The organism is Chloroflexus aurantiacus J-10-fl (assembly GCF_000018865.1).
Classification (GTDB): domain Bacteria; phylum Chloroflexota; class Chloroflexia; order Chloroflexales; family Chloroflexaceae; genus Chloroflexus; species Chloroflexus aurantiacus.
In genome coordinates, this window is record NC_010175.1 from 2,170,625 (window position 1) to 2,195,165 (window position 24,541).

The 24,541-nt window shown below is 55.5% G+C and carries 17 protein-coding genes and 1 pseudogene; 12 read left to right on the forward strand and 6 right to left on the reverse strand.

Annotated elements, in window-relative coordinates:
- Nucleotides 1-273 precede the first annotated feature (273 nt).
- Nucleotides 274-1,557, forward strand: a complete 1,284-nt coding sequence (locus CAUR_RS08305) for a tetracycline resistance MFS efflux pump (RefSeq protein WP_012257455.1) — start codon at nucleotides 274-276, stop codon at nucleotides 1,555-1,557.
- Nucleotides 1,558-1,998: 441 nt separating this feature from the next.
- Here CAUR_RS08305 and CAUR_RS08310 read toward each other — a convergent pair whose 3' ends face one another.
- The gene (locus CAUR_RS08310; protein ID WP_012257456.1) at nucleotides 1,999-2,379 is read right to left on the reverse strand and encodes a single-stranded DNA-binding protein; all 381 of its coding nucleotides are present in this window, start codon (nucleotides 2,377-2,379) and stop codon (nucleotides 1,999-2,001) included.
- Nucleotides 2,380-2,540: 161 nt separating this feature from the next.
- On the opposite strand from CAUR_RS08310, the gene CAUR_RS08315 reads away from it, so the two are divergent.
- Both CAUR_RS08315 and CAUR_RS08320 read left to right on the forward strand, forming a co-directional pair.
- Nucleotides 2,541-5,552, forward strand: a complete 3,012-nt coding sequence (locus CAUR_RS08315) for a GAF domain-containing protein (protein WP_242605105.1) — start codon at nucleotides 2,541-2,543, stop codon at nucleotides 5,550-5,552.
- 762 nt (nucleotides 5,553-6,314) lie between these two features.
- Nucleotides 6,315-7,925, forward strand: coding sequence for a C40 family peptidase (locus CAUR_RS08320; protein ID WP_012257458.1), 1,611 nt, complete (start codon nucleotides 6,315-6,317; stop codon nucleotides 7,923-7,925).
- Nucleotides 7,926-8,235: 310 nt separating this feature from the next.
- On the opposite strand, the gene CAUR_RS08325 is transcribed toward CAUR_RS08320, so the two are convergent.
- A complete protein-coding gene (locus tag CAUR_RS08325; RefSeq protein WP_012257459.1) occupies nucleotides 8,236-8,499 on the reverse strand; it encodes a hypothetical protein in 264 nt (87 codons plus the stop codon).
- Between the two features lie 154 nt (nucleotides 8,500-8,653).
- The gene (locus tag CAUR_RS08330; protein WP_012257460.1) at nucleotides 8,654-8,941 is read right to left on the reverse strand and encodes a hypothetical protein; all 288 of its coding nucleotides are present in this window, start codon (nucleotides 8,939-8,941) and stop codon (nucleotides 8,654-8,656) included.
- A gap of 554 nt (nucleotides 8,942-9,495) precedes the next feature.
- On the opposite strand from CAUR_RS08330, the gene CAUR_RS08335 reads away from it, so the two are divergent.
- Both CAUR_RS08335 and CAUR_RS08340 read left to right on the forward strand, forming a co-directional pair.
- Nucleotides 9,496-10,443 (forward strand): ABC transporter ATP-binding protein, encoded by a 948-nt coding sequence (locus CAUR_RS08335; RefSeq protein ID WP_012257461.1) that lies wholly within the window; start codon nucleotides 9,496-9,498, stop codon nucleotides 10,441-10,443.
- A gap of 5 nt (nucleotides 10,444-10,448) precedes the next feature.
- A complete protein-coding gene (locus CAUR_RS08340; RefSeq protein WP_012257462.1) occupies nucleotides 10,449-12,716 on the forward strand; it encodes a stage II sporulation protein M in 2,268 nt (755 codons plus the stop codon).
- Here the strand turns inward: CAUR_RS08340 and CAUR_RS08345 are convergent.
- Nucleotides 12,700-13,185 carry a nitroreductase/quinone reductase family protein gene (locus CAUR_RS08345; RefSeq protein ID WP_012257463.1) on the reverse strand — a complete coding sequence of 162 codons (486 nt, stop codon included), beginning with the start codon at nucleotides 13,183-13,185 and terminating at the stop codon, nucleotides 12,700-12,702. The genes CAUR_RS08340 and CAUR_RS08345 overlap by 17 nt on opposite strands.
- A 652-nt stretch (nucleotides 13,186-13,837) precedes the next feature.
- Here CAUR_RS08345 and CAUR_RS08350 point away from each other — a divergent pair.
- The 3 genes and pseudogenes from CAUR_RS08350 to CAUR_RS08360 form a co-directional block, all read left to right on the forward strand.
- Nucleotides 13,838-15,106, forward strand: a pseudogene (locus CAUR_RS08350) (MFS transporter); the annotation flags it as partial.
- A gap of 2 nt (nucleotides 15,107-15,108) precedes the next feature.
- Complete coding sequence (locus CAUR_RS08355) at nucleotides 15,109-15,993, forward strand: alpha/beta fold hydrolase (RefSeq protein ID WP_012257465.1); 885 nt, start codon at nucleotides 15,109-15,111, stop codon at nucleotides 15,991-15,993.
- Between the two features lie 667 nt (nucleotides 15,994-16,660).
- On the forward strand, nucleotides 16,661-17,338 hold the full coding sequence (locus CAUR_RS08360; protein ID WP_015909090.1) for an STAS domain-containing protein: 678 nt from the start codon (nucleotides 16,661-16,663) through the stop codon (nucleotides 17,336-17,338).
- 8 nt (nucleotides 17,339-17,346) lie between these two features.
- Here CAUR_RS08360 and CAUR_RS08365 read toward each other — a convergent pair whose 3' ends face one another.
- Nucleotides 17,347-18,489: a glycosyltransferase family 4 protein gene (locus tag CAUR_RS08365; RefSeq protein ID WP_012257466.1), complete on the reverse strand. Its 1,143-nt coding sequence runs from the start codon at nucleotides 18,487-18,489 to the stop codon at nucleotides 17,347-17,349.
- A gap of 253 nt (nucleotides 18,490-18,742) precedes the next feature.
- On the opposite strand from CAUR_RS08365, the gene CAUR_RS08370 reads away from it, so the two are divergent.
- The 3 genes from CAUR_RS08370 to CAUR_RS08380 all read left to right on the forward strand — a co-directional run bounded on the left by CAUR_RS08370 (nucleotide 18,743) and on the right by CAUR_RS08380 (nucleotide 20,293).
- On the forward strand, nucleotides 18,743-18,937 hold the full coding sequence (locus tag CAUR_RS08370) for a YgaP family membrane protein (RefSeq protein WP_012257467.1): 195 nt from the start codon (nucleotides 18,743-18,745) through the stop codon (nucleotides 18,935-18,937).
- Nucleotides 18,938-19,412: 475 nt separating this feature from the next.
- The gene (locus tag CAUR_RS08375) at nucleotides 19,413-19,922 is read left to right on the forward strand and encodes a DUF4405 domain-containing protein (RefSeq protein ID WP_012257468.1); all 510 of its coding nucleotides are present in this window, start codon (nucleotides 19,413-19,415) and stop codon (nucleotides 19,920-19,922) included.
- Nucleotides 19,919-20,293 carry a hypothetical protein gene (locus CAUR_RS08380; RefSeq protein ID WP_012257469.1) on the forward strand — a complete coding sequence of 125 codons (375 nt, stop codon included), beginning with the start codon at nucleotides 19,919-19,921 and terminating at the stop codon, nucleotides 20,291-20,293. The genes CAUR_RS08375 and CAUR_RS08380 overlap by 4 nt, the downstream gene beginning before the upstream one ends.
- Nucleotides 20,294-20,518: 225 nt before the next feature.
- On the opposite strand, the gene CAUR_RS08385 is transcribed toward CAUR_RS08380, so the two are convergent.
- Complete coding sequence (locus tag CAUR_RS08385; protein ID WP_012257470.1) at nucleotides 20,519-21,490, reverse strand: glycosyltransferase; 972 nt, start codon at nucleotides 21,488-21,490, stop codon at nucleotides 20,519-20,521.
- Between the two features lie 85 nt (nucleotides 21,491-21,575).
- Between CAUR_RS08385 and CAUR_RS08390 the strand changes: the two genes are divergently transcribed.
- Nucleotides 21,576-24,485, forward strand: a complete 2,910-nt coding sequence (locus CAUR_RS08390; protein ID WP_012257471.1) for an insulinase family protein — start codon at nucleotides 21,576-21,578, stop codon at nucleotides 24,483-24,485.
- Nucleotides 24,486-24,541 lie beyond the last annotated feature (56 nt).

The following is a 24,541-nucleotide window of genomic DNA, read 5'->3' on the forward strand; positions in this document are numbered from 1 at the left end:
GTTCCTCTCCCCATGATACACCTTATGCAAGCATCTGATATGACGCAATAGAGTCTGTTTTGTCCGTACAACGCGGATTCCAGGCATCGTACAAGCCGGGTTGGCTCTGCGGCATATACAAGCGCATTTTGATCCATGGTACCATATCTCGCCGGTGCACAGAATTACGACAAAATCTGTGCAAAGTATTGACAAAAACTATGAATCGTCATATCATTTGCATGGCAAACTTTTCGACTTGCTATTTACTTCGATAGATCGGGAACTGGCACTATGAAATCACGCTCGCCGCTTGTCTTTATCTTTCTGACCATTTTCATTGATCTGCTCGGCATCGGTATCGTCTTACCGTTGCTGCCTGAATATGTCAAAATTGTTGAACAATCAACATGGCCGTGGCTGGCCGAAAATCGAGCATTCATTGTCGGGGCGTTAACCGCTTCGTATGCGTTGATGCAATTTCTCTTCGCCCCGGTTTTGGGCGCACTTGGTGATCGCTTTGGCCGACGGCCGGTACTACTTCTGAGCCTGGTTGGCGCTGGGGTGAGCTATCTGGTCTTTGCTCTGGCCGAACAGTTAACGTTTCTCGGTGTTGAGACGGTGATCGGGCTGTTGTTTCTGGCCCGCATCGCCGCCGGAATCACCGGTGCCAGCATCAGTACAGCTCAGGCATATATTGCCGACGTCACACCACCAAACGAGCGTGCTCGTGGTTTGGGAATGATTGGTGCCGCCTTCGGTCTTGGCTTTATGCTTGGCCCGGCCCTGGGCGGGTTGCTCGCTAATGTCAGTTTGCACGCCCCAGCCCTCTTCGCAGCAGCGCTCAGCTTTGCCAACGCGACCTTCGGCTTCTTTCGTCTGCCTGAGTCGCTGCCACCGGAAAAGCGAGTACAGTCGCACGTCCGTGATCTCAATCCCATCAAGCGGTTGCTGGCCGTCGCCGGTGATCAGCGTGTTCAGCCATTCATTCTTGGTAGCGTCCTGTTCAATCTGGCCTTTGCCGGACTGCAAAGCAATTTTCCGGTCTATAGCGACGAACGTTTTGGTTTCAGTCCACAGCAAAATGCGTTTGTATTCGCATTTATTGGCCTGATTGCAGTCGTTGTGCAGGGATTTTTGATCAGGAAGCTAGTGGCCCGCTTCGGTGAAGCCCGCCTGACGATAGCCGGTCTGATTCTGATGGCAATTGGCTTCGCGGCTACCGGTCTGGCTTCCGCCGGATGGATGCTCTTCCCGGCTATTGGTCTGGTGGCTCTCGGTGGCGGTATGGTCACCCCGTCACTGACAAGTCTGGTATCGCAGTCGGTATCAGCCCAGGAGCAAGGCGCGACCCTGGGTGGTGTGCAGTCGTACAACAGTTTGATGATGGTAGCCGGGCCGTTGCTGGCCGGGATGCTATTCGATCTGGTTGGACAGACTGCACCCTATTTGATCGGTGCCGGTCTGCTGGCAGCTTCGCTGGTGGTGTTGTATGGTACGTTACGTGAGCGGTTTACCGGGACACCACAGCCGACTACTACCACCGTTTCTACCGAGACGATGGTGCAGGTTGAGTAACTCTCCTCAGCTCAGCACCATTGATCATGAGTGAGCAGGCACCAGACAAGGCCAATCACATCCTTGCCGGGAACCTGTTGTGAGCGTTGTAGCCTGGATGTGGTGAGATTTTACGGAGACGTTTCAGGCCGGCAACATACCACCGGGCAGCTCCCTGTGCGGTTCAAGAGCAGACAAAATACGCGAGATAACACAACTTCTGCTATATCAAGATGCCCAAATGCAGGCTTGTGCTCTCTCCTCGCTCACGTGTAGGTGAGGAGAGAGATCAAAGACCAGTACCAGGGCGTCTCGATGAGGCAAACATTGCGATTATGTATCCGTCTTTGAATATTGAGGAGCGGGTAGTGAACCCGCTCCCTTCACCCCCAAATACACCACGACAGGACTGGTATGCTATGTCTCCTGCATAGCAACGGCGGTTGTGACTATCTGTGCATCCTATTCCTCCTCCTCACTCTCGTGGCGGTTGTTTCCACCGTCGAGAAAGATAATCTCGTCAGCGCGAACGTATGTCCGTGAACGGGTTTGTCCACTCTCCTTGTCCTGCCAGCTATCGGTGCGCAGGCTTCCCATCACCATAACCCGGCGCCCCTTCTGCAAATAGTTACCACACACCTCTGCCAGCCGCTCCCACGCTTCCACCGTTGTCCATTCGGTTTCACTCTGCCGCTTCCCTTGTTCGTCGGTTCCGCCCGGACGATTGGTTGCCAGACTGAACCGACAGAACGAAACACCATTACCCACTTGCCGTACCTCCGGATCGGCTCCCAATCGCCCGATCAGCTCGACCCGATTCACCGTACCGCGAAAGCTGCGCATCACCCACTCCTTTCTGCTTTCAGCATTGCACCGGTTGTATTTCTGTTGTCATGTAATAAACCGTGATCAGTGCCCAAAAGTGTCGCGGGAATTTGCGCCTATTTTTGATAACAGGTATCAAAAAAGTGTCAGAACGGATAACAAGGAGTATAATGAGAGCTATGACACACTGGCTCGATTCACCCAATCTATCTACCGGTACTCCCGGCATCACATCACCGATTGCGACGATCCTCGCGCTCAGCAAAACGGTGCTCTCGTCACTCGATCTGGCTGATGTCTTGCGGCGGGTGCTGATTGCTACCCGTGAATTGACCGGTGCCGATGTCGTGTCGATCTGGCTGCTTGATGAACGTGGTGAGTGGCTGACCAGTGCAGCTACGTTGGGGCTTGAAGAACGTAAGGAGCAAGATCGCAACTTTCGATTACGGGTTGGGGAAGGAGTCGCCGGTTGGGCGGTCGCCAATCGTCAGGTCTTGCAACTTATCGATCCAGCTAATGATCCGCGCTACATACAGCAACTTGATCGCCACCCCGCAGTGATTCTCGCCATTCCGCTGATTGTCCGTGAACACTGTTTCGGTGCACTGAGCCTGTCCCGGTTTGAGCTGTCGGCACCATTCAGCCAGGAACTTATTGAAACTATCTCGATCTTTGCCGATCAGGCAGCGATTGCTATCGACAACGCCAACACGGCCCAGGCTTTGCGACGGTCTACTGCCCGCGAGCGAATTCTGGCAGCCAGTGTGGCAACCGATGGTGCAGAAACCAGGATATTACAGGAGCTGGCAACCGTACTCGGTACCACACCGTGCCTGATCACGAGTATCGCAAACGGCGCAATGTTTGATCATACCGGCTGTCCGATTTCTGAAAGTGATTTTGCCCGTTGGCGACGTGAGGGGGCATTGATCGTTGATTTACGCCTCGATGGCCTGCCGGCCTGGCTGGTGGTCGATCAATCGGGGCATTACTGGACACAGAGTGATGCCGATCTGCTGGCGTTTGCTGCCGTCCAGATCATGTACGCCCGCCAGCGGGCATACGAACAACGCTCGCATGCCCGTGCTGAAGCTCTGAGTCATCTGGTGGCGTTGACTAATGCGCGTATCGACCAGGTGAGCGTTCTCGATCACATTCTGGTAGAACTACACCGCTTTATCAATTTTGACTCGGCCTGTATCTTTGTCGTCCACGACGAAGAGTATGTTCGTCTGCTCGCACAACGCGGTCTGCGCAACCCCTTCGATCAGATAACCCTCTTTGCCGGTGCGGGGTCGCTGATCAACGAATTGCGGCGTTTGGGTACAGCTATCTATGAGCCTGATGTTCAAAAGCTCCCGAACTGGCAAAAAGTTCCTGATAGCGACATTATTCGTTCGTGGATCGGGGTACCGCTGCGGGTTGATCAGACGACGATTGGTGTCCTGACCATTGACAAGTGGACACCCAATGCTTTTACAGCAGAAGATGTGGCGACAGCGCAGATGTTTGGCGAGCAGGTGGCAGTTGTGATCAACAATGTACGCCTGCTCCGCGAAGCCCAGGAACGGGCGCGTCAGTTTCAGGTACTGCAACAGTTCAGTGTGCGCATTGGTACGCTCGATGAGATTGATCGTCTGCTCGATGAAGCTGCGCAACTCCTTCACCAGTCGTTCGGTTATTATCAGGTCTTAATCGGCGTCATCGAAGATGATCGACTGGTAATACAGTCGGCAGCAGGTCATCTCCGCAAAGACCCCCAAACCTTTCCACCCACCCCACTCAACATCGGCATCAGCGGTTGGGTGATCACCCACGCCAGACCGGCTATTGCGAATGATGTAGCCCGCGATGAGCGGTACATCAGTCATCCCAGCTTACCGGCGACTGCTGCCGAGATGGTTGTCCCTATTCTGGTTGATGAGCGTGTGTTCGGCGTGATTATCATTGAAAGCGCAGTCAAAGGTATCTTCAGTCAAGGTGATCTGGAGCTGGTGATGGCAATGGCTCATCTGATAGGCGTAACCATTGCCAATTTGCGTCACGATGCCGAATTGCAGCGGGTACGCGATCAGTTGGTCGAGCGGGATCGATTGCGTGCCCTTGGTGAACTATCGAGTGGTGTCGCCCATGACTTTAACAACCTGTTGGCAAGCATCCTGGGTCATGTACAGTTATTGCTGGCTGAAAACCACGATCCCGGACTTGAAGAAGGGTTACGGGCGATAGAGCTGGCTGCCCTCGATGGCACTGCAACGGTCAGACGATTGCAAGGCTTTGCGCAAAGCAGTCGTTCGACACCGAATAGTGCGGTGAATGTGAATCAGATCGTTGAAGAGAGTTTAGCCCTTACCAGACCGCTTTGGCGCGATGAGGCCCAGAGTCGTGGGGTTGTGATTACCATCCGCACCGATCTGACACCATTGCCATCAATCATCGGCGATGCACCAGCCCTGCGTGAACTGGTTATCAATCTCATCCTCAACGCTCTTGACGCAATGCCGGAAGGTGGCACAATTACCCTCCGCACCGCTCTCGCCCCACCCCAACGTCTCGGCGAGGCAGCCGTGCTACTAGAAGTCAGTGATACAGGGATTGGGATTGATCCGTCCATTCAAGAACAAATCTTTGCGCCCTTCTTCTCGACCAAGGGGACACGTGGTACCGGGATGGGGCTGGCAATTGTCCGCAGTGTCGTGCAGCAACATCGAGGGCGGATTGAGCTTGAGAGTGCACCTGGCGCAGGGGCATGCTTTCGTATCTTGCTGCCAGTTGGCACACCTCCCCAAAGTGAGGTAGTACAACCAAAAACGCCTGAAACACCATCTCTCAACATCCTGGTTATCGATGATGAGGAAGCCGTGCGTAACGTATTAGTGCGCATGCTGCAACGCCTCGGTCATCAGGTAGACAGTGCAGGCTCAGGTGAGTCTGCTCTCAGCCAATTCGTAGCCGGTCGGTATGACCTGGTATGTACCGATCTCGGTATGCCGGGTATGTCGGGCTGGGAAGTAGCCGCGCAGGTGCGTCGAGTTGATCCGGCAGCCCGTGTGGTCCTGGTTACCGGTTGGAGCGAACAGATTGATCCTGACGAGGCTCGTGGACGGGGAATTGATGCGATACTGGCGAAACCGTTTACCATTCAACAAGTCCGGTCCCTACTCGCCAGCATACTGTTGGATAGACGGTGAGTCACCTCTACCTCCTGCAAACATCTTCCGCTACTGGGTGATTTATGCGAGCCAACTGCAATATCGCGAACATGACACACGGTACACAGGTACGACTTCCGATATAACCAGCAATAAAACCCATTCAGGTTGATATACGTGCTGAAGCGCCACTGGCGAGCGCTTTGTAGATCGTCGCAGTGCGAGAGCGTTTGTTATACCCTTCCGCGCCAGGTACGCCGTCAGATAAACTGTGGATAGTGTGTCGTAACTTCCATTACACCAGATTTGATAGCACATCATCTCGCGTTACATTTGTGCGACAGACTGATAAACATTATCAGATTCATCGATAGTTTCTTAGACAAAAGTTCCTCGTGTTTAACGCGCTGCCACGAATAACCGGCAACGCACGTTTGCCGCAAAGCGTCATTTTTTATATCAAAACATTTAACAGTCAAACACGAATCAAATATACACCCGTTGGTCAGATCAGGCACTACAAAGAAGAAAAATTGAGCAATCACCACCGGCTATTGACAAATGACGAAAAATATATTACTATTCCTCTACTTTTACGACGCTACGCTGTGATACGACTCTCGAACGACAGCACAGTGTGAACGCCGGCAAGAAGCTGAAGCTTGACTGATAACAACCTGACATCAACCTCTACGTCGGCTTCGCTTCCTACCCTGCCGACCTCCGGCGCCACCAGGTGTGTGGTATTGGTATGAACCTTTATGCCGGTGGTTAGGCAGCGAGAAAGAGGAAAGACGCTCCATGATTGAGCTACATCACGATCGCTCTGGTGATCTACTTCCGCTTGAATTGCAACGTTTGCGTGAACGAGCAGTTCATCATCGAAGTAGATACTTACGACAATCGCGACCGTTTGCTACAATCGCTTCATTTGCCCGCTCTGCGCCAGAACTACAACGCAGGCTTCGCCAACTTCCCTCTCGGTATCTTCTCCACTCTGTGGTAACTCTCCTCTTACCGGTCGCCCTTCTGTTAGGGCAATTGCCACTTCGACCGGTGAAGCCAGTCGTCACCACCCCCACAACGACACCAGGCGAGATTGAGGGTGCAGTGCCGATGTATATACCCGGCCCACTGAATCTTGATTCGACTCAGACTGGCGAGATTGTGGGCGATCCGCCGCTCGATACCGACGAGGCATTACCGGTGCCATTGACCATTCTCTCGCGCAGCGAGATGACAGCACCGCTGATCGTGCCGGCAACCGTGATTGCCGATACTGCCAAAGTCCGCAATGGTCCCGGTCTCGCGTATGATGATATTGCACGTCTCTCTAACGGGGCAACAATTGAGGTCGTTGGACGCTATGGCGAATGGCTGCGGTTCCGTACTGCCGATGACCCTTCGCTCCGCTGGATTGCTGCCGAGCTGGTTGATTTACCTGAAGCAGTCTTCTACAACTTGAAGCCGGTGGCTGAAGCTGAGATTCCCCCGCCGCCACCACCACGGGTCGCAACGGTACGCGAAGATGGTCTCAATCTCCGTGATGGCCCCGGCACGAATTATGTCAGCATGAAGCGCCTCACCGCCGGGCAAGAGTTGAACCTTGTTGAGCAATTCAATGGCTGGTTCCTGGTTGAGACTGGTGGCTTATTCGGATGGGTGACTTCTGAATTTCTTACTATTGCCCCTGGCGTCGTAGAACGAGTTCCAGTGGCAGCAAGTATTCCTGATCCTAATCCACCACTTGTTGGTTCGGTTCTTGAGAACTCGGTTAACCTGCGAAAGGGTCCTGGTTCAGCCTACGAGCGGATCGGTGCAGTCAATGCCGGGACGGAAGTGAAACTGCTTGCCCGTCACAAGGACTGGTACCGGGTTGAGCTGGCCAATGGCACCAAAGCCTGGGTTTATGCTGAGCTATTAGGTGTGACGCCGATGGCTGCCCGTCGGGTTCCGTACACCAATGACATCCCAGCTCTCCCCAACCGTAATCGTCTGGCCAATAGTGGGCCTGTGAATGTTCCTGCCAGTGGTGATGTAGCTAGCTATGCGGTACAGTTCGTTGGGTATCGCTACGTCTGGGGTGGTGCCAGCCCGCGTACCGGTTTTGATTGCAGTGGTCTAACATCGTATGTTTACCGTCAGTTTGGGGTCAACTTGCCGCGTAGTGCTGCATCTCAGTTCAACACCCGTTACGGGGCAATGATTGGCAGTATGAGCAATCTTGCACCCGGTGATCTGATGTTCTTTGCTAACACCGGCGGTCGGCGCGGTATTACCCACGTTGCCATCTACATTGGCAATGGTCAGATGGTACACGCTATGACGCCGGCTTACGGGGTGCAGATTTCGAGTATCTGGAGTTCTTACTGGACGAGCCGCTTCGCCGGTGCAATCCGTCCGTACCGCTGATAAGACAGCGTTCTCGCTGGAGGGGCAGGCTGCCAGCCTGCCCCTCCAGATTCATGTACCGGTAAACGTATGCGCTGCCCACGCTCGCCAGTACGTGCAGTGGTGCGAGCGTGTGGCTTCCGCACGCTAAACCATAGGTGATGGATAATCCGGCCTGAAAACCATATCCACGCCGGCGTGTCATACCACAGTGTGTGCAGTGGAAACGTCGCTCTCCGTATTTGCGGTTGCCACCAGCGTGATGGTGCGCTAACGAGGTAGGGGCACGGCATGCCGTGCCCCTACCTCCTCGTTACGCTAATCTTACAGTTTAACGAACGCGCGTCCGACCACGAGCGCCGATGAGCAGCAGCGCGGCGAGAATGATCGTTGACAAACCGATAAAAAGCGCTGCGGTGTCAATCGTCAGCACTCCCATGCGGACGAATGCCCCGAAGCCGGGTATCATCCAGACCAGCCAGCTACAGACGATCACGGCCCGCTGTTCAATTGGTGACAAACGGCGAGCACCAAGCGCCAGCACCGCCGTGGCAGCCCACCCAATCAATCCGATTAGAAATCCCTGCACTTCCATCGCTTCCTCCGCGCTGCTGCGTTGCAACCCCGATCAGCTCTCCCTTGAGACTGATGGTGCCATCACTCGATGGCTGTCTGCTCGCATCATAGCAGAAGCTTTGGATGATTTCAACAATTAAAACGGTATATTATTTGTGCAAAATGTCTAAATTTCACAACCGTATGTAGCGAATCATCAGTGCGATAGCCGTAATGATAATGACCAGCAGCAACGAGAAGCGGCGAATAGCCGGCAGAATGGGATCAGCGCGCACGATAGCCTCAGCAGGAGGAAAGAATTGTGCCAGGTGGAGCAGTCCGAGCAAAATGATCAGCGAAGTAAGGACCAGGCTCCCGGTCAGCAGCCAGGCAAAGCAGAGGAGAAGCGTAATACCGATAATACTCCAATAGGTCAGATGGTTGCCCATATCCGGGCCATCGCTGCGCTGTGGTTGTTCCATAGGAAACTCCGGTTTCGAGAAATGGTGGGATACATTCAGTATACCTGAATTAGCATTGGCTGGCATGGATGTTAAGAGAAGGAATGAGCCGATGGTGTCGCAGGTAATCATTGCACGCCATCTAACTTCACCCTCACACTGCGTCCTTAAGCGCTCCCTTCTGGTACGTGCGAGTTCGTAACCCCTGGGAGCGCGAGCAGGAAGCTCGCTCGAGGGGTATTGCCACCCTGAACCGGCGCCCGACAGTAGGAACCATCCGTCACTTGTGGTTCCCGCCTCCAGCAGGGCGGGTGAGAGTGGGGTGGGTTGGTACACTCTGGAAGAGCGAGCTTCCGGCTCGCTCAGAGAGTATCGTCACCCTGAACTGGTGCACGACAGCAGGAACCACCAGTACCGGATAGTTCGCTGTCAGGTAACCGGCAAAAAATACCTTGCTGTTCATACCCACTGCAACTGCTTCTGGTTACGAACCTGAGCTACAATACTATGGAACGTATGATCGCTACCCTGTCACGGTTAGGCTGTGATGGTGAACACGATACTGTGAGTAGTTCATGATTGAAGCCATTCAGCTCGGTAAGCAATTTGGTGATTTTGTTGCGGTACGTGACCTGAATCTGGTTGTGCAACCGGGTGAGCTGGTGGCACTGTTGGGGCCAAACGGTGCCGGGAAGACGACAACGGTGCGGATGCTGGCAGCCATCCTACCGCCGGGGAGTGGGCAGGCGCGCATTTGTGGCTACGATGTGGTCAGCCATGCACAACGGGTGCGTGGTATGGTTGGTTTGCTCACCGAATACCCCGGTCTCTATGGCCGCATGGCCGCATTGGAATACCTTGCCTTCTTCGGTGCATTGCTCGGTGTCGAGGCAACGTTGTGTCGTCAGCGGAGCGAGGCTCTTTTGCGTCAGTTTGGTCTGTGGGAGGTACGTGATCGGCAACTGGAGAGCTTTTCCAAGGGTATGCGGCAGAAGATGGCGTTGATCCGGGCGCTGATCCACGATCCGCCGGTGCTCTTTCTCGATGAGCCGACGACCGCTATGGATCCGCAGAGTGCGCGCACGGTACGCGATGCAATCGGTGAGTTGCGGAGTGCGCAGCGCAGTATTCTGCTGACGACCCATAATCTGAGTGAGGCGGAAGAACTGGCCGACCGGATTGCGATTATTCGTGGCGGGCAGATTATTGCCTGTGGCTCGTTTGCCGAATTGAGCCGGCAGTTGCTCGGTGAGCCGGCGTTTGAGTTGAAGCTGACTAATCCAGCCGATCAACCGCGGGCAGTTGCGGTGCTGCGTGATCTGGTTTCCGTACAGGTGTTGGATGCCGACCGGCTGGGCTGGCAGACTGCTGAAGCACACTTGCTGCATCCGGTACTGTTGAACCGGCTGCTTACCGCCGGTATTGGTGTGCATAGTCTGGCTGAACAACCACGCCGACTGGAAGACCTCTATTTGCGCATTGTTGCTGAAGACGAAGCCGTTCCGAATCCACGATCCCGGTGAAGGTGATGAAACGATTTTCGCTCTCTCGTCCGACGATGGCCACCTTGCCGGTACAGCCGTTGCCGGCGTGGTGGTTGATTACGCGCCGTGAATTACGCGATACCCTGACCGATTGGCGCTTGCTGACGCCGCTCGCGGCGCTGGCGCTGGTCTTGCCACTGCTGGTAGCGGCTGCGGCACTGGCGCTCATCCGCTTTACTGAACAGGTTGAGCTTGCCGTTCAAATCATTCCGTTCGCGATCTTGCTGGTTGGCTTTTTGCCTGCCGGTTTCTCGTTGATCCTGGCGCTCGAATCATTTGCCGGTGAGCGCGAACGCAATACGCTGGAAACGCTGCTGGCTATGCCGTTAGGGGATCGTGAGCTGTACCTCGCCAAATGGACAGCGGCACTGGCTCTGCCACTGATCGGCGCTCTGCTCAGTCAGATGGTGTTTGGTGTCACTCTGCTGGTGTTTGCGCCTGATGTAGCTCTGGTCGCATTTCAACCACTCCGCCTGTTGCTGTTACTGGTGCTGGTGGTGACCATGGCGATGGTCATGGTGAGCGGGGCGGTGATCATCTCTGCCCACGTGACGACGGTGCGGGCGGCAAGTCTGCTCTCCAGTTTGATTCTGGTGCCGCTGGCGTTGGTTGTGCAACTGATCGCCTTTCTCATCGTTGGTAATCGCTGGGATGGAGTGATCGGTATCTGGTTGGGATTGAGTGTGGTTGTCGTGCTGCTGGTTCACATCGGTATGCGCTCGTTCAGTCGCGAAGAGCTGCTGGCCCGCGAAGAGATTCGTAAACCCTGGTTTGGCTGGTTGTCCCGACGACCACGCCGACAGATTGCGTGGTTTGGTGGTCATCCGGTATGGGTAGTTGCCCGGCGCGAGATGGTGGAAATCACGCGCGATTGGCGTTCGCTAACGTTGCTCGGGTTTCTGGCATTTCTCATGCCCACCGGTTTGACCGCTGCAATTCATGCAATCTCGCCCCAACTTGATAACCCGCTGGCCCTGGCACCGCTGATCCCATTCGCAGGCGTCCTGGCCGGCTTTGTCCCGATCAGTTTTGCGCTGGTAGCCGCACTGGAGTCGTTTGTTGGCGAACGGGAGCGTAATACGCTTGAGGCACTCTGCGCATTACCGATCTCTGATCGCCAGCTCTTCCTGGGTAAACTGGTTGGTACGCTGTTGATCCCTCTGCTGACAGCTCTGATCACACAGCATCTCTTCTACGGATTGGTAGCATTCAACTTTCCGACGCTCTACGCTGATGGTATGTCGCTCATCTTACTGGGCCAGATGAGTCTGATGACCATTATGGTCGCGGTTGCCCTGGTCTCAGGCGCAGTAAGCTTCTCTATCCATGCCGGTAGCGTGCGGGAAGCCTCAATGATGGCTTCAGCGATTTTGCTGCCAACCACGGCAATATTGCAGGCTCAGGCACCCTATTTCATTGCCCGTCGGTTTGACGTAGTCTGGCTGGCAATCGCAGGGTTGCTGGTCGTGGCACTTGCCTTTTTGCGCAGTGGGATGCAGACGTTTCAGCGGGCTGCCATCTTTTCGCGGAGCCGGGAAGAGATGAGTTTACGACGGATATGGTCGGTCTTCCGGCGTTTCTTCAACGAATATCAGCCGGCTGGCACGCCCCTCACTGCCTATCGCGGCTTGCCATTCTCGCCGACACGTTTCTACCGTCACGAATTCCCGGCACTGCTGAAAGAATTGCGTCTGCCACTCCTCGTCAGCCTGCTGGCCGCAGTGGGTGGAAGTGTGTTTGGGCTGACGTTAGCGCGCACGCTGGTGTTGCCCCCGGTTGAGCAGGCGCTCGCCACGCTTGCCTTCGGGCCGACACCGTCGTTATTCCTCGTCCTCTTCATCTTTGCCAACAACCTGCGCGTATCGATTCTGTCGAACCTGCTGGCGCCGGTGAGCCTGGGGGTGTTCCCATTTCTGGTACCGGCCACTGTCTTTGCCCAGATCGGGTATGTCTGTGGACGTTTATTCATCAACAGTGGCGGCTCATTGAGTGACCCGCTGATCTTCGTCAGTGCGTATCTGCTGCCGCACGGGATCATCGAGCTACCAACCTTTATGGTTAGCGCGGCATTGGGACTGCGGATGGGGGCTGCACTGTTGAGTACGCCGGGCGATTTCAGCGTTGGTGAAAATCTGCTTTGGGCAGCAGCCCAGACCGCGAAGGTCTGGCTCTTGCTGATTACCCCACTGGTCCTGGTTGCGGCTATTGTTGAAGGACTGGTAACCCCGCTGGTGATCAGGCTGGTATATTGAGATCAAGCACTACTATCGGTATGGTACGCCCGGCCCGTTGCGCATACGCAGCGAAGCCGGGGTAATAGCGGACTGCCCGCTCCCACAGCTCCAGATACTCGATACCGGAAACCTCGTATGCCCGGCAGGTGAAGGTGCGTCCATAAATGTTCACCTGAGCGACCGGATTCTTCTGCAAGTTGTAGTACCAGGCCGGATGTTGCCGCCGACCAAAATTCGAGGCGATCAGCACTACTCGATTGCCATCGGGAAAGAACAGCAGTGGTGTGCGACGTTGCACACCACTACGCGCACCGGTAGTGATCAGGGTGAGGGTAGGGTAGACGAGGGAGACGACACCGAAGCGGCCACCGCTGATCCGGAGCAGAAAGCGGTCAAATGGTTGGATACACGTGCGGACAAACCAGGCACCGGGGCGGGTAGCCGAAAGACGGGCGACGATCAATTGAAAACGGCGAAAGATTCGCATCGTATATCACAGGTTTTTGATCAGGTGAGGATAACAGTGTATGCGTTAAGTGAACAACGTAGTTACCGCTGTTGCGATACACTGTGATGACTTTAACACGTTACCGGCGATCTGTCTACTTTGACTAACAGAGACACCTTCAATCTGCTGAAGGCGAGAGCGCTATCTCTGCATGTATCCCCTGCAATGATTTGCGAGTGTGTGAGAGATAGGTCTTGGGGAAGCCATGCAAGCCCTCACTCCGCCCCATCTCCCGCTACACGAGAGGGGAGACGAAAGGTCCAGGCGTTGTGCTGGTTTTATTCTGTCCGCCCGAGCCCAGCGCAGGTAGTAGGGGCGGGTTCTAAACCCGCCCCGCCAGCACCCGCCCCGCCAGCACCCGCCCCGCCAGCACCCGCCCCGCCAGCACCCGCCCATCTGTATCACGCCGGTGAACCCCGTGGATCGTCGCGCATGGGATGGATAGTCACAGATCACCGCATATCCGGTGCCAGGCAGTGATGCGGCGCATCACGCAAGATTTGATAACAAGCGATGCACCGGCAGCACGTTGCGCTTCATCAAACCCTATTCCTCTACGCTCTCCTCGCTCTAACAGTATTTGACAAGACAAAATCTTTTATAATACCAACAGCATACACTTCGTCACGGAGATCATCGCATGGAACAGACTATTCTCGACCACGCCGTCGTCACTCGCCGGATTATTGGGGCGCTCTTTGTGACCCAGAGCCTGGCATCAGCGGCATTTATTGCCAATATCGCCGTTAATGCGATAGTTGGCGCTCAACTGAGCGGCAACGACGCCCTGGCCGGCCTGCCGGCAACGCTCATGCTGGCGGGAGCTGCACTGTCAGCATATCCGGCCGGGCGAGCGATGCAGCGTTTTGGTCGGCGTCCGGGATTGACAGTTGGGATGCTGTTGGGCTTAGCCGGAATGCTGATCGATGGGGTGGCGGTGATCAGCCACTCATTCTGGCTCTTTCTGGTTGGTCTGTTTCTGGTTGGTATGGCCCGCGGCATTACCGATCAGAGCCGATATGCGGCAGCCGATGCAGTGCCACCCGCCCGGCGGGCGGGAGCCATCAGCACCGTTGTCTTTGCGGGCACGATTGGTGCAGTTGGTGGGCCGTTGCTGGTAGGACCGCTTGGCCGGATCGCAGCAGCAGGTGGCTTGCCAGACTTGACCGGACCAATGTTTGGGGGTGCGCTGCTCTTTGCCCTGGCAGCCCTCATTCTGTTCGCTTTTTTGCGCCCTGATCCACGGGTGCTGGCAATACAACAGGCGAATCAGCCGGTAACGACCACGATGACACCGCTGACGGCAACCCGCTCATTACCCACGATCCTGCGCGTACCACTGGTGCGAGCCGGATTGATCAGTATGGTCTTGGGACAGGTCGTCATGGTACTGGTGATGAGTGTCACCTCACTGCACATGAGTCATCATCATCACGGGCTTGACAGCATCTCGCTGGTGATCGGCGCTCATACATTCGGGATGTTTGGTCTGTCGATGATCACCGGGCGGATTGCAGACCGGTTAGGCCGGCCATTAACCATCATTGCAGGCGCTTTTTTGCTGATCGCCGGTGCGCTCATCGCGCCGGCTTCACTGCTCACACCCTGGCTGGCGTTGGGGTTGTTTCTGGTTGGATTGGGGTGGAACTTTTGCTACATTGCCGGTTCATCCCTGCTGGCCGATGCGATCACGCCTGGTGAGCGGGGTGCAGTCCAGGGCGCCAGTGATCTGCTGGTCAATCTCGGTTCGGCGCTGGGCAGCCTGAGTAGCGGTTTCATTCTGGCCGGATTCGGGTATCTGGTGCTCTGTATCATTGGAGCTGTTCTCAGTTTAGCCCCCTTGAGTGCTGCACTCTGGTGGGGGCAATCATCACGACAGGTTGTGACAGGGGCTGATTAACCATGAACACACGACGCTTTCCTACCGTCTGGGACGCCATACGACGACCACCAGCACGAGCGATGATCTGTCGCTTACGCCGAATCCATCACGAACCTGATAGCCGGCGCAGCCCATTGCTGTTGTTACACGGTTTTCCCGACTCTGAGCACATGTACGATGACTACGTGACACCGAAGGAACGACGCCAGGACTGGCTGCGCGGGCGAAGTATATATGCGATTGCATTACCCAACCGACGGACAAATCCAAACTGGCCCTCATTGTCCGATCTCTGGCAGCGCCGTCTCGAGCGTGAGGTAGCAGCTCTGATCGATATTGTCATTGCCGCCAGCCCGACCGGCAACGTTGTGATTATCGCTCACGATTGGGGAGCAACATTTGTCTGGGCACGTGTTCGACAGCGTCCCGATCTGCCGATTGAGCGCATGGTGGCCCTTTCGGTCGGATCATCGTTTCGTTACGACTTTGGTGAACACGGCATTGGTGCGTTGGGGTGGTTGTACGGTATGCTGTTTGGGTTGCCGTACTATCTACCACCGGCACGTTTTTTTGTAGCCGCAATGCTCATGCTTAGTGGGTATCGAGCGCCGGATGCGCACAACGCGGCCTATGATAGCTTTCACTATTGGGATTGGCCATTAACGCTGCTGCGCCTGCCATTACGGTTGGCAGGTTATTGCCAGCAACCACCGTTCACCGATATTCGCTTTCCAGTTCTGTTTATACGCTGCCCGCTTGATCGAATCGCCACAACCGCCCGTTTTGAACAGACGTTACGACAACGAGCAGATTGCATCGTGCACATGACCGCTAATCCACACTGGTTTCCTGAACAACGTTCGGCAGAGGTGTTGGAATTCGTGCGATCATTTCTGGCCGGGTAAGCTGATGTCTTACGTAGGACAGGGCAAATTGATGGCTCGCCAAACCTGAATACGAAATGGTATGATGGTAGTGGTAAAAAACACCTGATCCGTTGTACGCGACAGCATAGTCATTGGATAACGGAGCAGCGTGGCGTGGTGGAAGCATGTAACGCGCATCGTCAATCAGGCAGGCCGTGATGACTGAATTCGGGTTGCAGCTATCCACCCTGCTCTCCACTATCGGATGTCGTCAATACATATCTCTACATTCAACAGTGGATAAACAACATTATGCAGTTGTGGAACTGGTTGCTGACAATACCTCATCCTGATCCAGAGACACAACGGCGTGGTCAAAATCTGATCATCGTTGGTCTGGGACTGGCCGCTATGTCGGTGGTGGCAATTCCATTGGTGCTCATTCAGCCCGATCCACTTCCCCAACTGATCGCCAACCTGATCGGCCTGGGGCTACTGATAGGGGTTCTAGGTATTGCCCGGTTTGGGTTGATTGATCAAGCGGCCAGTGCCATGATTGCACTGTTGGTGATCAGCTCGGCCATTATTCCCTTCGGCACCGGCCAGATTGGCCTGGTACCCATTTTTGCGTTGGTTGCAGTCATCACAGCGACCGATCGGGCAAGAACATCACGTTGTTTTTGCAGTTGTGTTCGGGATTGCCGGTATGACAGGGCAGTGGTTTGGGGTGTCAGGCCGACCACAAGTGGCGCCATCGGCGGGAGAAATTGTCATTGTTGGCATACTTCTCTCGCTGGTCTTTGGATTAATTGGAGGCATTGGCACTCGCAGCGTGCGGCGGGCAATCGAACTGGCACAACAGGCTCAATCTCAGGCTGAAAGCCTGGCCCGTCAGTTGAGCCAGGTTAATCAGGCTCTAGAGCTGCGTGTGGCCGAACGAACAGCGGCGTTGCAGGCTGCACTGGCTGAAAGCGAACAACGTCAGGCAGCACTCACGACGGCGTTGCAAGAAAATGAACGGCAACGGCGAGAAATACAGGCGCTGAGTGTACCGATTTTAGCGGTGCGTCATGACATGTTGGTGATGCCGCTGATTGGTGCACTCGATGGCGAACGGCTGTCGCTTGCGCAACAACGTGCACTCAACGCCATAGAGCAGCAGCGCACCCGTTTCCTGCTAGTCGATGTAACCGGTGTGCCGTTCATTGATCAGACGGCTGCTGATGGATTGATTGTTCTGGCGCGCAGTGTACGCCTCCTCGGTGCACGCCTGTACCTGATTGGAGTCAGTCCTGATGTTGCGCAGACGATGATCGGATTGGGGATCGAGCTGCAAGAGATTGGGGTCGCCCGTGATCTTCGCGATGCGATTATGCGTCTGTAACACCGTTACTACAACGACCGGTACAACTCAAGATGCGCAGCAGCAATATTCTGCCAGTCAAAGCGACGGGCAGCCTGACGAGCTGCTTCACTCAGCCGAAGTCGGGCATTGGGATTGCTGAGCAGAGAGATAATCGCAGTTTTCAACGACTCAGGGTGGGCAGCGGCAAAATGAACAACACCGGTTAAAGCAGCCGCGGTTGCCGGTGAAGCAGGTGGAGTGGTGATGACTGCACAGCCGTGGGCCAGGGCGGCGAGCAGGCTACCGCGACGTAAAGAGGCTCCGTCACGAAAAGGAAGTACGATCAGGTCACAGGCATGTAAGTATGCTGAGACTCGTTCAGCAGCAATATGGCCGGTAATGATTACGCGATCCCGTAACGAGAGCGTCTCAAGACGTTGCTGGATTGTTTTGGCATACACCCGATCAGTCGGTGAGGTTGCAGCTCCCCCGATGATCAGCAAACGCCAGGCAGGCTGATCGGCAATCAGATCAATCAGCAGATCGATCCCTTTACCTGGCGATAAGAGACCAAAATAGGCAATTAATGGCATCTCGTCGGAAACACCCAAATCGGCCCGCCAGATAGATCGGTCATACCCCTCTGGTAAAACAGGATCAATATTGGCTCCTATCGGGATCAAACGCGGCCTCACTCGCGCTGCCCGCAACGTCGTCTCGTCTTCAGGATTGGTGACAATCACCGCTCGCGCTGTGCGGGCCGGGAGCAGGGTTACCCATTCACGTACCACTCCCGCTTTGGGAAAGAGGTACGGCGGCAACAGATCGTGATAGGTAATAGCCGTTGGCAGACGAGAGCGCCGCAAAAGCAGCGGCAAGAGGTTCACCCCGATCTTCATCTGATAAGCACCAGTCTGGTACTGGATGTGACACCAGTCAGGGCGCAACTGGTGTACCAGCCTGGTCAGTCTGCCAAGTGAACCAATCCCCCAACCGGCTCGACCTGCCGGTGCCGGTAGTGCTCGATCCCCGTCGCTCGTTATCTGCCAGATCTGCCATTTGCGTTTGACAACCGTCACAACGAGAGCCTCGTGTCCGTTACGAACCAGCGCCTGCCCCAACCGCTGGGTATAGTCGCCAACCCCGCCCGGCTGCGGCGGATACTCACCGGTGATGAACAGAATGCGCATCTCACTGCTCTCCTCGTAAACGCACTGTCTGGCATACAATACCATAAACCGGAAATAACATTGTTTTTGCAGTCGTGAAGAGTGACAGGGATCGCTCGTGATTAAAGAGCGATCTTTCGGTACAGGGTAGAGATTGAACAACCCAAACCTTGCTGTGATCGTCGCCGGTAATGTGACTTTGTCACTGATCGACGGTCGATTATTTGCTATCCTGCAATCAGGAACACCAGTATGCAGGAGTAAGGAGGATACGATGACACCGAACATGGGGAATATTGATCGCATTGTACGTGTTGTGGTGGCGCTGCTGGTAGCGGTACTGATTGTCACCAATGTGTTGTCGGGCATCTGGGCATGGATCGCCGGTATTCTGGCAGTAGTCTTTCTTGCCACCAGCGCCATTGGTTTCTGCCCGCTCTATCTGCCGTTCCGCATCAAAACCCGCTAAAGCGTGAGAGCCACGGCAGCTAACCCTGTTGGCAAGAGAAACAATCATCGGGAAAGGGCACGGTACATCGTGCCCTTTCTGTTTGGATGCAGAAACGGCGTGCTGTATCCCTGCATCCCAGTGTGTGATAGCGACAATGGCGTCTGGGAAAGCAACGGATACTGTGATCTTCCTGGTATAGGGGTTGCCTGGCCGACGTTCGTTCTATTCACGCTGTCCATAATCACTCACCTTTCTTCACAATTCGTCAGCGTACCGGCTATTACCGGTATCCGGGCTGTATCGCGCCATCCGCAGATACATCCAGGTAGGCGAGATGACGGCCTAATGGCGCATCAGCCCTGCTTTCCATCCCCTTCTGGTAATCTGGCAGTGAATCTTCATAATCCTCTTGCAGCACCTCAACAAGTTCTTCACAATCTCCTCCCATAATCATAAGTGTAAGAACAACCACGACTCACGAGGAGATGACCTTATGAAGCAGATAAAGCCAAACCTGATGAACTTTCTGATCGACGGTGCAATGTTTCTGGCCTTTCTGATTGCGACTGCACCACGCTTTAGCGGATTAGCGATCCACGAGTGGTTGAGTCTGGCGCTGGCAGCAACCATCGTCACCCATCTGTTGTTGCACTGGCAGTGGATTGTTGCGATTGGCAAGCGCTTCTTTGCAAAGACGACATGGCGCTCACGACTGAATTATCTACTGAATGCACTGCTGTTTGTTGCCTTCACTGTCACTATTGCCACCGGTATCCTGATCTCGCGCGAGGCATTGCCGTTCTTTGGTCTCACGATGACACGTGATCGGACATTGGAACTGCTGCATCATCAGGCGTCTGATCTCACTGTGCTGCTGTTGGGGTTGCATGTGGCCATCCACTGGAGCTGGATTGTGGGGATGGTACGCCGAATCCTGCCTCAGCGACGGTTATTACGCAAGCCGGTTGTTGCAACGAGTCGGCTTGAGGAGGTACAACAATGAAACTGCTGGGTCGTATTCTGATAATCCTGGGAGTCGCCTGGTTGATCGTGATGGGGATGAACTGGCTTGTTGCCCAACAGCTCCTTCCTGTCAATGGCAGTGCATACCCAGAGCGGTTCGTCGGTGATGAGCGTGGTGAAGGGTTCAGGTGGGCTGAACGTGGTGAAGGGTTCAGGGGAGCGGAACGGGGTGGCAGTGAGTTTGGTGAACGAGGTGAGCATATCGCCGAAGCTCCATCACCGGCCAGCGCAGGCGACTTGCTCGGTACGCTGGCTAAGATCGGCATTATCACCGTGATTGTGGTAGCGATTGATCAGGTCATTCGGTTCTTTCGGCACCGTTCACGACGGCAGACGGCATCGGCAGCGTGATCATACGCCGGCATGCTTATTGCAGGGTGAAGGGTCTGCCTTCACCCGCTTTTCTTCAGGGTTGCCAGTAGACAAAGCGAAACGAGCCGCTTGAAAGCGTAGAAGACAGCCATCCAGTGCATGTCTCCGCCGGCGAAGGTAAGAGCGGCTTCGATCCTTTGTACGACACGGTGCGCAGAACACAGCAACAACACGCGGTAACATCTGGTGCGGTGTTCAGTGATTCTATTGCGTCATCCCGGCGCGCAGGCGTTGCCAGACCCCAACCGGGTAGCCAATCATCTTGGCGAGATCGCCGGCCAGGCGAATGAATGGAACCAGGATCAATGCGAGTAACTGCTCACCAACTGACCGACCGCGCAGGCGGACCCAGAGCCGACGGTAGGGGCCACGAGTATAGGCAGCTACTCCCAATCCAATCAAAAACCCGATCGGAATCCGTAGCTGAGGTCGGGTCAAAGCCACGGTCAGTAACGCACTGAGGGTGGCGTAAACGGTGTAGCGAAGCGCGTGGCGCAGTGGCCACAGGCCGGCCCGTCCATCGCCGCGGGCATAGGTGTAGTACTGGCGGAGGAAAGCACGCAGGGTGGGCCGGGGAGCAAAGTGGACAACGGCTGAGGGGACGAAGGTGCGCCGAAAGCCGGCCTGCTCGACTGCCAGATCGAAGAGCAGGTCTTCGCAATGACTGGCCCATTCGGGAAAGCCGCCGACCGCTTCCCAGACCTCTTTGCGAAAGGCCATTGACTTGCCAAACGGCAGGAAGGTGGCCGGATCGATCTCACGACTGCGCCGGTAATTCGTCTCACCCAGCGCCAGGGCAAACAGGGAGCCAGGCGTGGGATGGAAGAACCCGCCCACCAGATCGGCTTCACCAGCTTCAATTGGGGCCACAATCCGGGCCAGCCAGTACGGATCGAGAATCAGACCGGCGTCGGTACTGGCGATAATCTGACCACGGGCATGCCGGATCGCGTTGTTACGTCCCGACGAGATATTATGACCACCGCGCACCAGGCGAATCTGCGGATACCGCGCTGCGTAAGCGGCTACGATGGCCGGCGTCTCATCGACGCTCTGACAATCGTTGATCACTATCTCGTCGGCAGCGCGGGTTTGGGCGATCATCGAGTCGAGCAGCGCCGCAATGTTGTCTGCCTCATCACGCACTGTGCAGATGATGGAAACAGTGGTTGCCATAGCCTTCAGGAATCAAAACATTCTGGTACAATATTCTTGATATATCTGTACCCCACACAAGCGTATTGTACCAGACGAGGTTGTCATGTCGAACGAGCATGGATTTGAGCTGCTGCGCGATGAGTTTATTCCCGAACTCAACACGCGCGCCCGCCTGTATCGCCACATAAAGACCGGCGCTGAACTCCTTTCTCTCGAAAACGATGATGAAAATAAGTGCTTTGGGATCACCTTCCGTACCCCACCGCGTGACTCAACCGGAATTGCCCATATTCTCGAGCATTCGGTGCTCTGCGGTTCGCGCAAGTATCCGGTGAAAGACCCCTTCTTTACGCTAGTGAAGGGATCGGTACATACCTTTCTCAATGCGATCACCTTCCCCGACAAGACGGCGTATCCGGTTGCCAGCACCAATCTGAAAGATTTCTACAATCTGGTTGATGTCTATCTCGATGCGGTCTTCTTCCCGCGCATTACCCCTGAAATTCTCAAGCAAGAGGGCTGGCACTTTGAATTACCGGCACCTGATGCGCCGATCAGCATCAAAGGGGTGGTGTATAACGAGATGAAAGGGGCATACTCATCTCCTGATGGCATGCTCTACCGCTATTCGCAGCAGTCACTCTTCCCCGACACTACCTATGGCTACTCATCGGGTGGCGACCCGTTGGTCATTCCCGATCTGACCTATGAAGCCTTTAAGCGGTTTCACGAGACCCTGTACCATCCCTCGAATGCACGCATCTTCTTCTACGGTGACGATCCGCCGGCAGAGCGGCTGCGCAAACTCGATGAGTATCTCAGCCAGTTCGAGCCGATTACACCACCATCGCAGATCGAGAAGCAAGAGCGCTTCACCGCGCCGCGCACCTTTGAATACACCTTCAGCGCTGCCGATAACGAGCAACAGAAGGGTATGGTGATGGTCAATTGGCTGATCGACGATAATCGCGATCCGACCCAGTTGATGGCGCGTGAACTGCTGAGCTATATGTTGTTGGGGAATGCCGCCGCTCCCTTACGCAAAGCCTTGATCGATTCGGGGCTGGGTGAAGAGGTCATCGGCGGGTACGAGAGTGATCTCCTGCAACATACCTTCTCGGTCGGTATGAAAGGGATCGACCCGGCAAACGCCGAACAGGTCGAGGCACTGATTTTGCGCACGCTCAACGAACTGGCCGAACACGGGTTTGATCCGGAGACGATTGCGGCGGCGTTTAACACCTTCGAGTTCAGTCTACGCGAGAATAACACCGGCAGCTTTCCGCGTGGCCTGGTGTTGATGATGCGAGCGCTGAGCACCTGGCTGTACGATGATGATCCGATTGCGCCGTTGCGCTTCGAGGCACCTCTGGCAGCGGTGCGCACCGCAGTCGCCAACGGCGAGCGTCTGTTTGAACGTCTGATCCGCGAATTACTGCTCGATAATCCACACCGCACCAGAGTCACGCTGCGCCCCGATCCTGAATACGCCGCCCGACTGGCTGCCGCCGAGCAGGCCCGGATCGAGGCGTTTGCGGCCACGCTCGATGATGAGAAGCGGGCAGCGCTGATTGCTGAGACCCAGGCCCTGGCGGAATGGCAACAAACTCCTGATCCACCGGAGGCACTGGCCACGATTCCGACCCTGCACCTGACCGATCTCGACCGCGAGGTGAAGCGCATTCCAACCGATATTGACGAGATGGCTGGCGTACCGCTGCTGCGGCATCCTCTCTTTACGAATGGCATTGTGTATCTCGATCTGGCCTTTGACTTGCGGGCACTACCACCACAACTCTTGTCTTTCGTCCCCCTCTTTGCCCGTGCGCTCACCGAAATGGGTACTGCAACCTCCGATTTTGTGCGGCTGTTGCAGCGGATTGGTCGCGAGACCGGTGGTATCTCGGCGGCGACAATGACCGCGACCGACATAGTGACGGCAGCGCCGGTCGGTCGCCTGGTTGTTCGGGGCAAGAGTACGCTGGCCCAAACGACAGAGCTGATCAAGCTATTGCAGGAGATTCTGCTGACCGTAAAGCTCGACAATCAAGAACGCTTCCGCCAGATCGTGTTGCGTGCCCGCGCAAACAAAGAGTCGTCGCTGGTGCCGGCCGGCAATGCCTATGCCCGGCAACGGCTCGCGGCCCGGTTTTCTCCCGCTGAATGGGCCGATGAACAGATGGGGGGCATTTCGGCCATCTTCTTCCTGCGCGAACTCGAACAACGGATTCAGCAAGATTGGCCGGGGGTGCTGGCCGATCTGGAAATGGTGCGCACCTCGCTGATCAACCGGCGGGGTCTGGTGGTCAATCTCACGCTCGATGCCGATGGTCAGAAGACCGTGTTGCCGCTGCTGCACGATCTGATTGCCAGTTTGCCAGATCAGCCATACTCGCCAGCATCGTGGCCGACCAGCCGTATTGATGATGGCGAAGGATTGATCATTCCTGCCCAGGTGAACTACGTCGCCAAGGGCGTCAACCTGCACGCCCACGGCATCCGCCCGAGTGGTGCGGCGATGGTTGTCTTGCGCCATCTCCGGATCGATTATCTGCTCGACCGGATTCGGATTCAGGGTGGTGCCTATGGTGCCAGTGGCAGCTACGACCGCAGTACCGGCTTGTTCATCACCACCTCCTACCGCGACCCCAACCTGCTCCGCACGCTGGATGTGTACGATGAAATGGCAACGTACCTGCAAACCATCGCTCTTGACTCAACAACCGTTGAACGGGCGATTATCGGCACTATCGGCGACATGGATGCCTATCAGTTGCCGGATGCCAAAGGTTACACAGCACTGGTACGCTACCTCACCAGTATCAGCGACGAATATCGCCAGCAGATACGCGATCAGGTGCTGGCAACGTCGCCGGCAGATTTCGTAGCTTTTGCCGAAGCGGCAGCAGCACTACGCGATCATGGCCAGGTGGCAGTGCTTGGCCCGGCAGACTCTATCGAGGCCGCCAATCGCGAACGGCCTGGATTGCTCAAACCAGTGAAGGTACTGTAGCGCCTGACAGGCTATCCCTGCCCAACCCACGTGAGCCGGGCAGGGATAGTTAATAT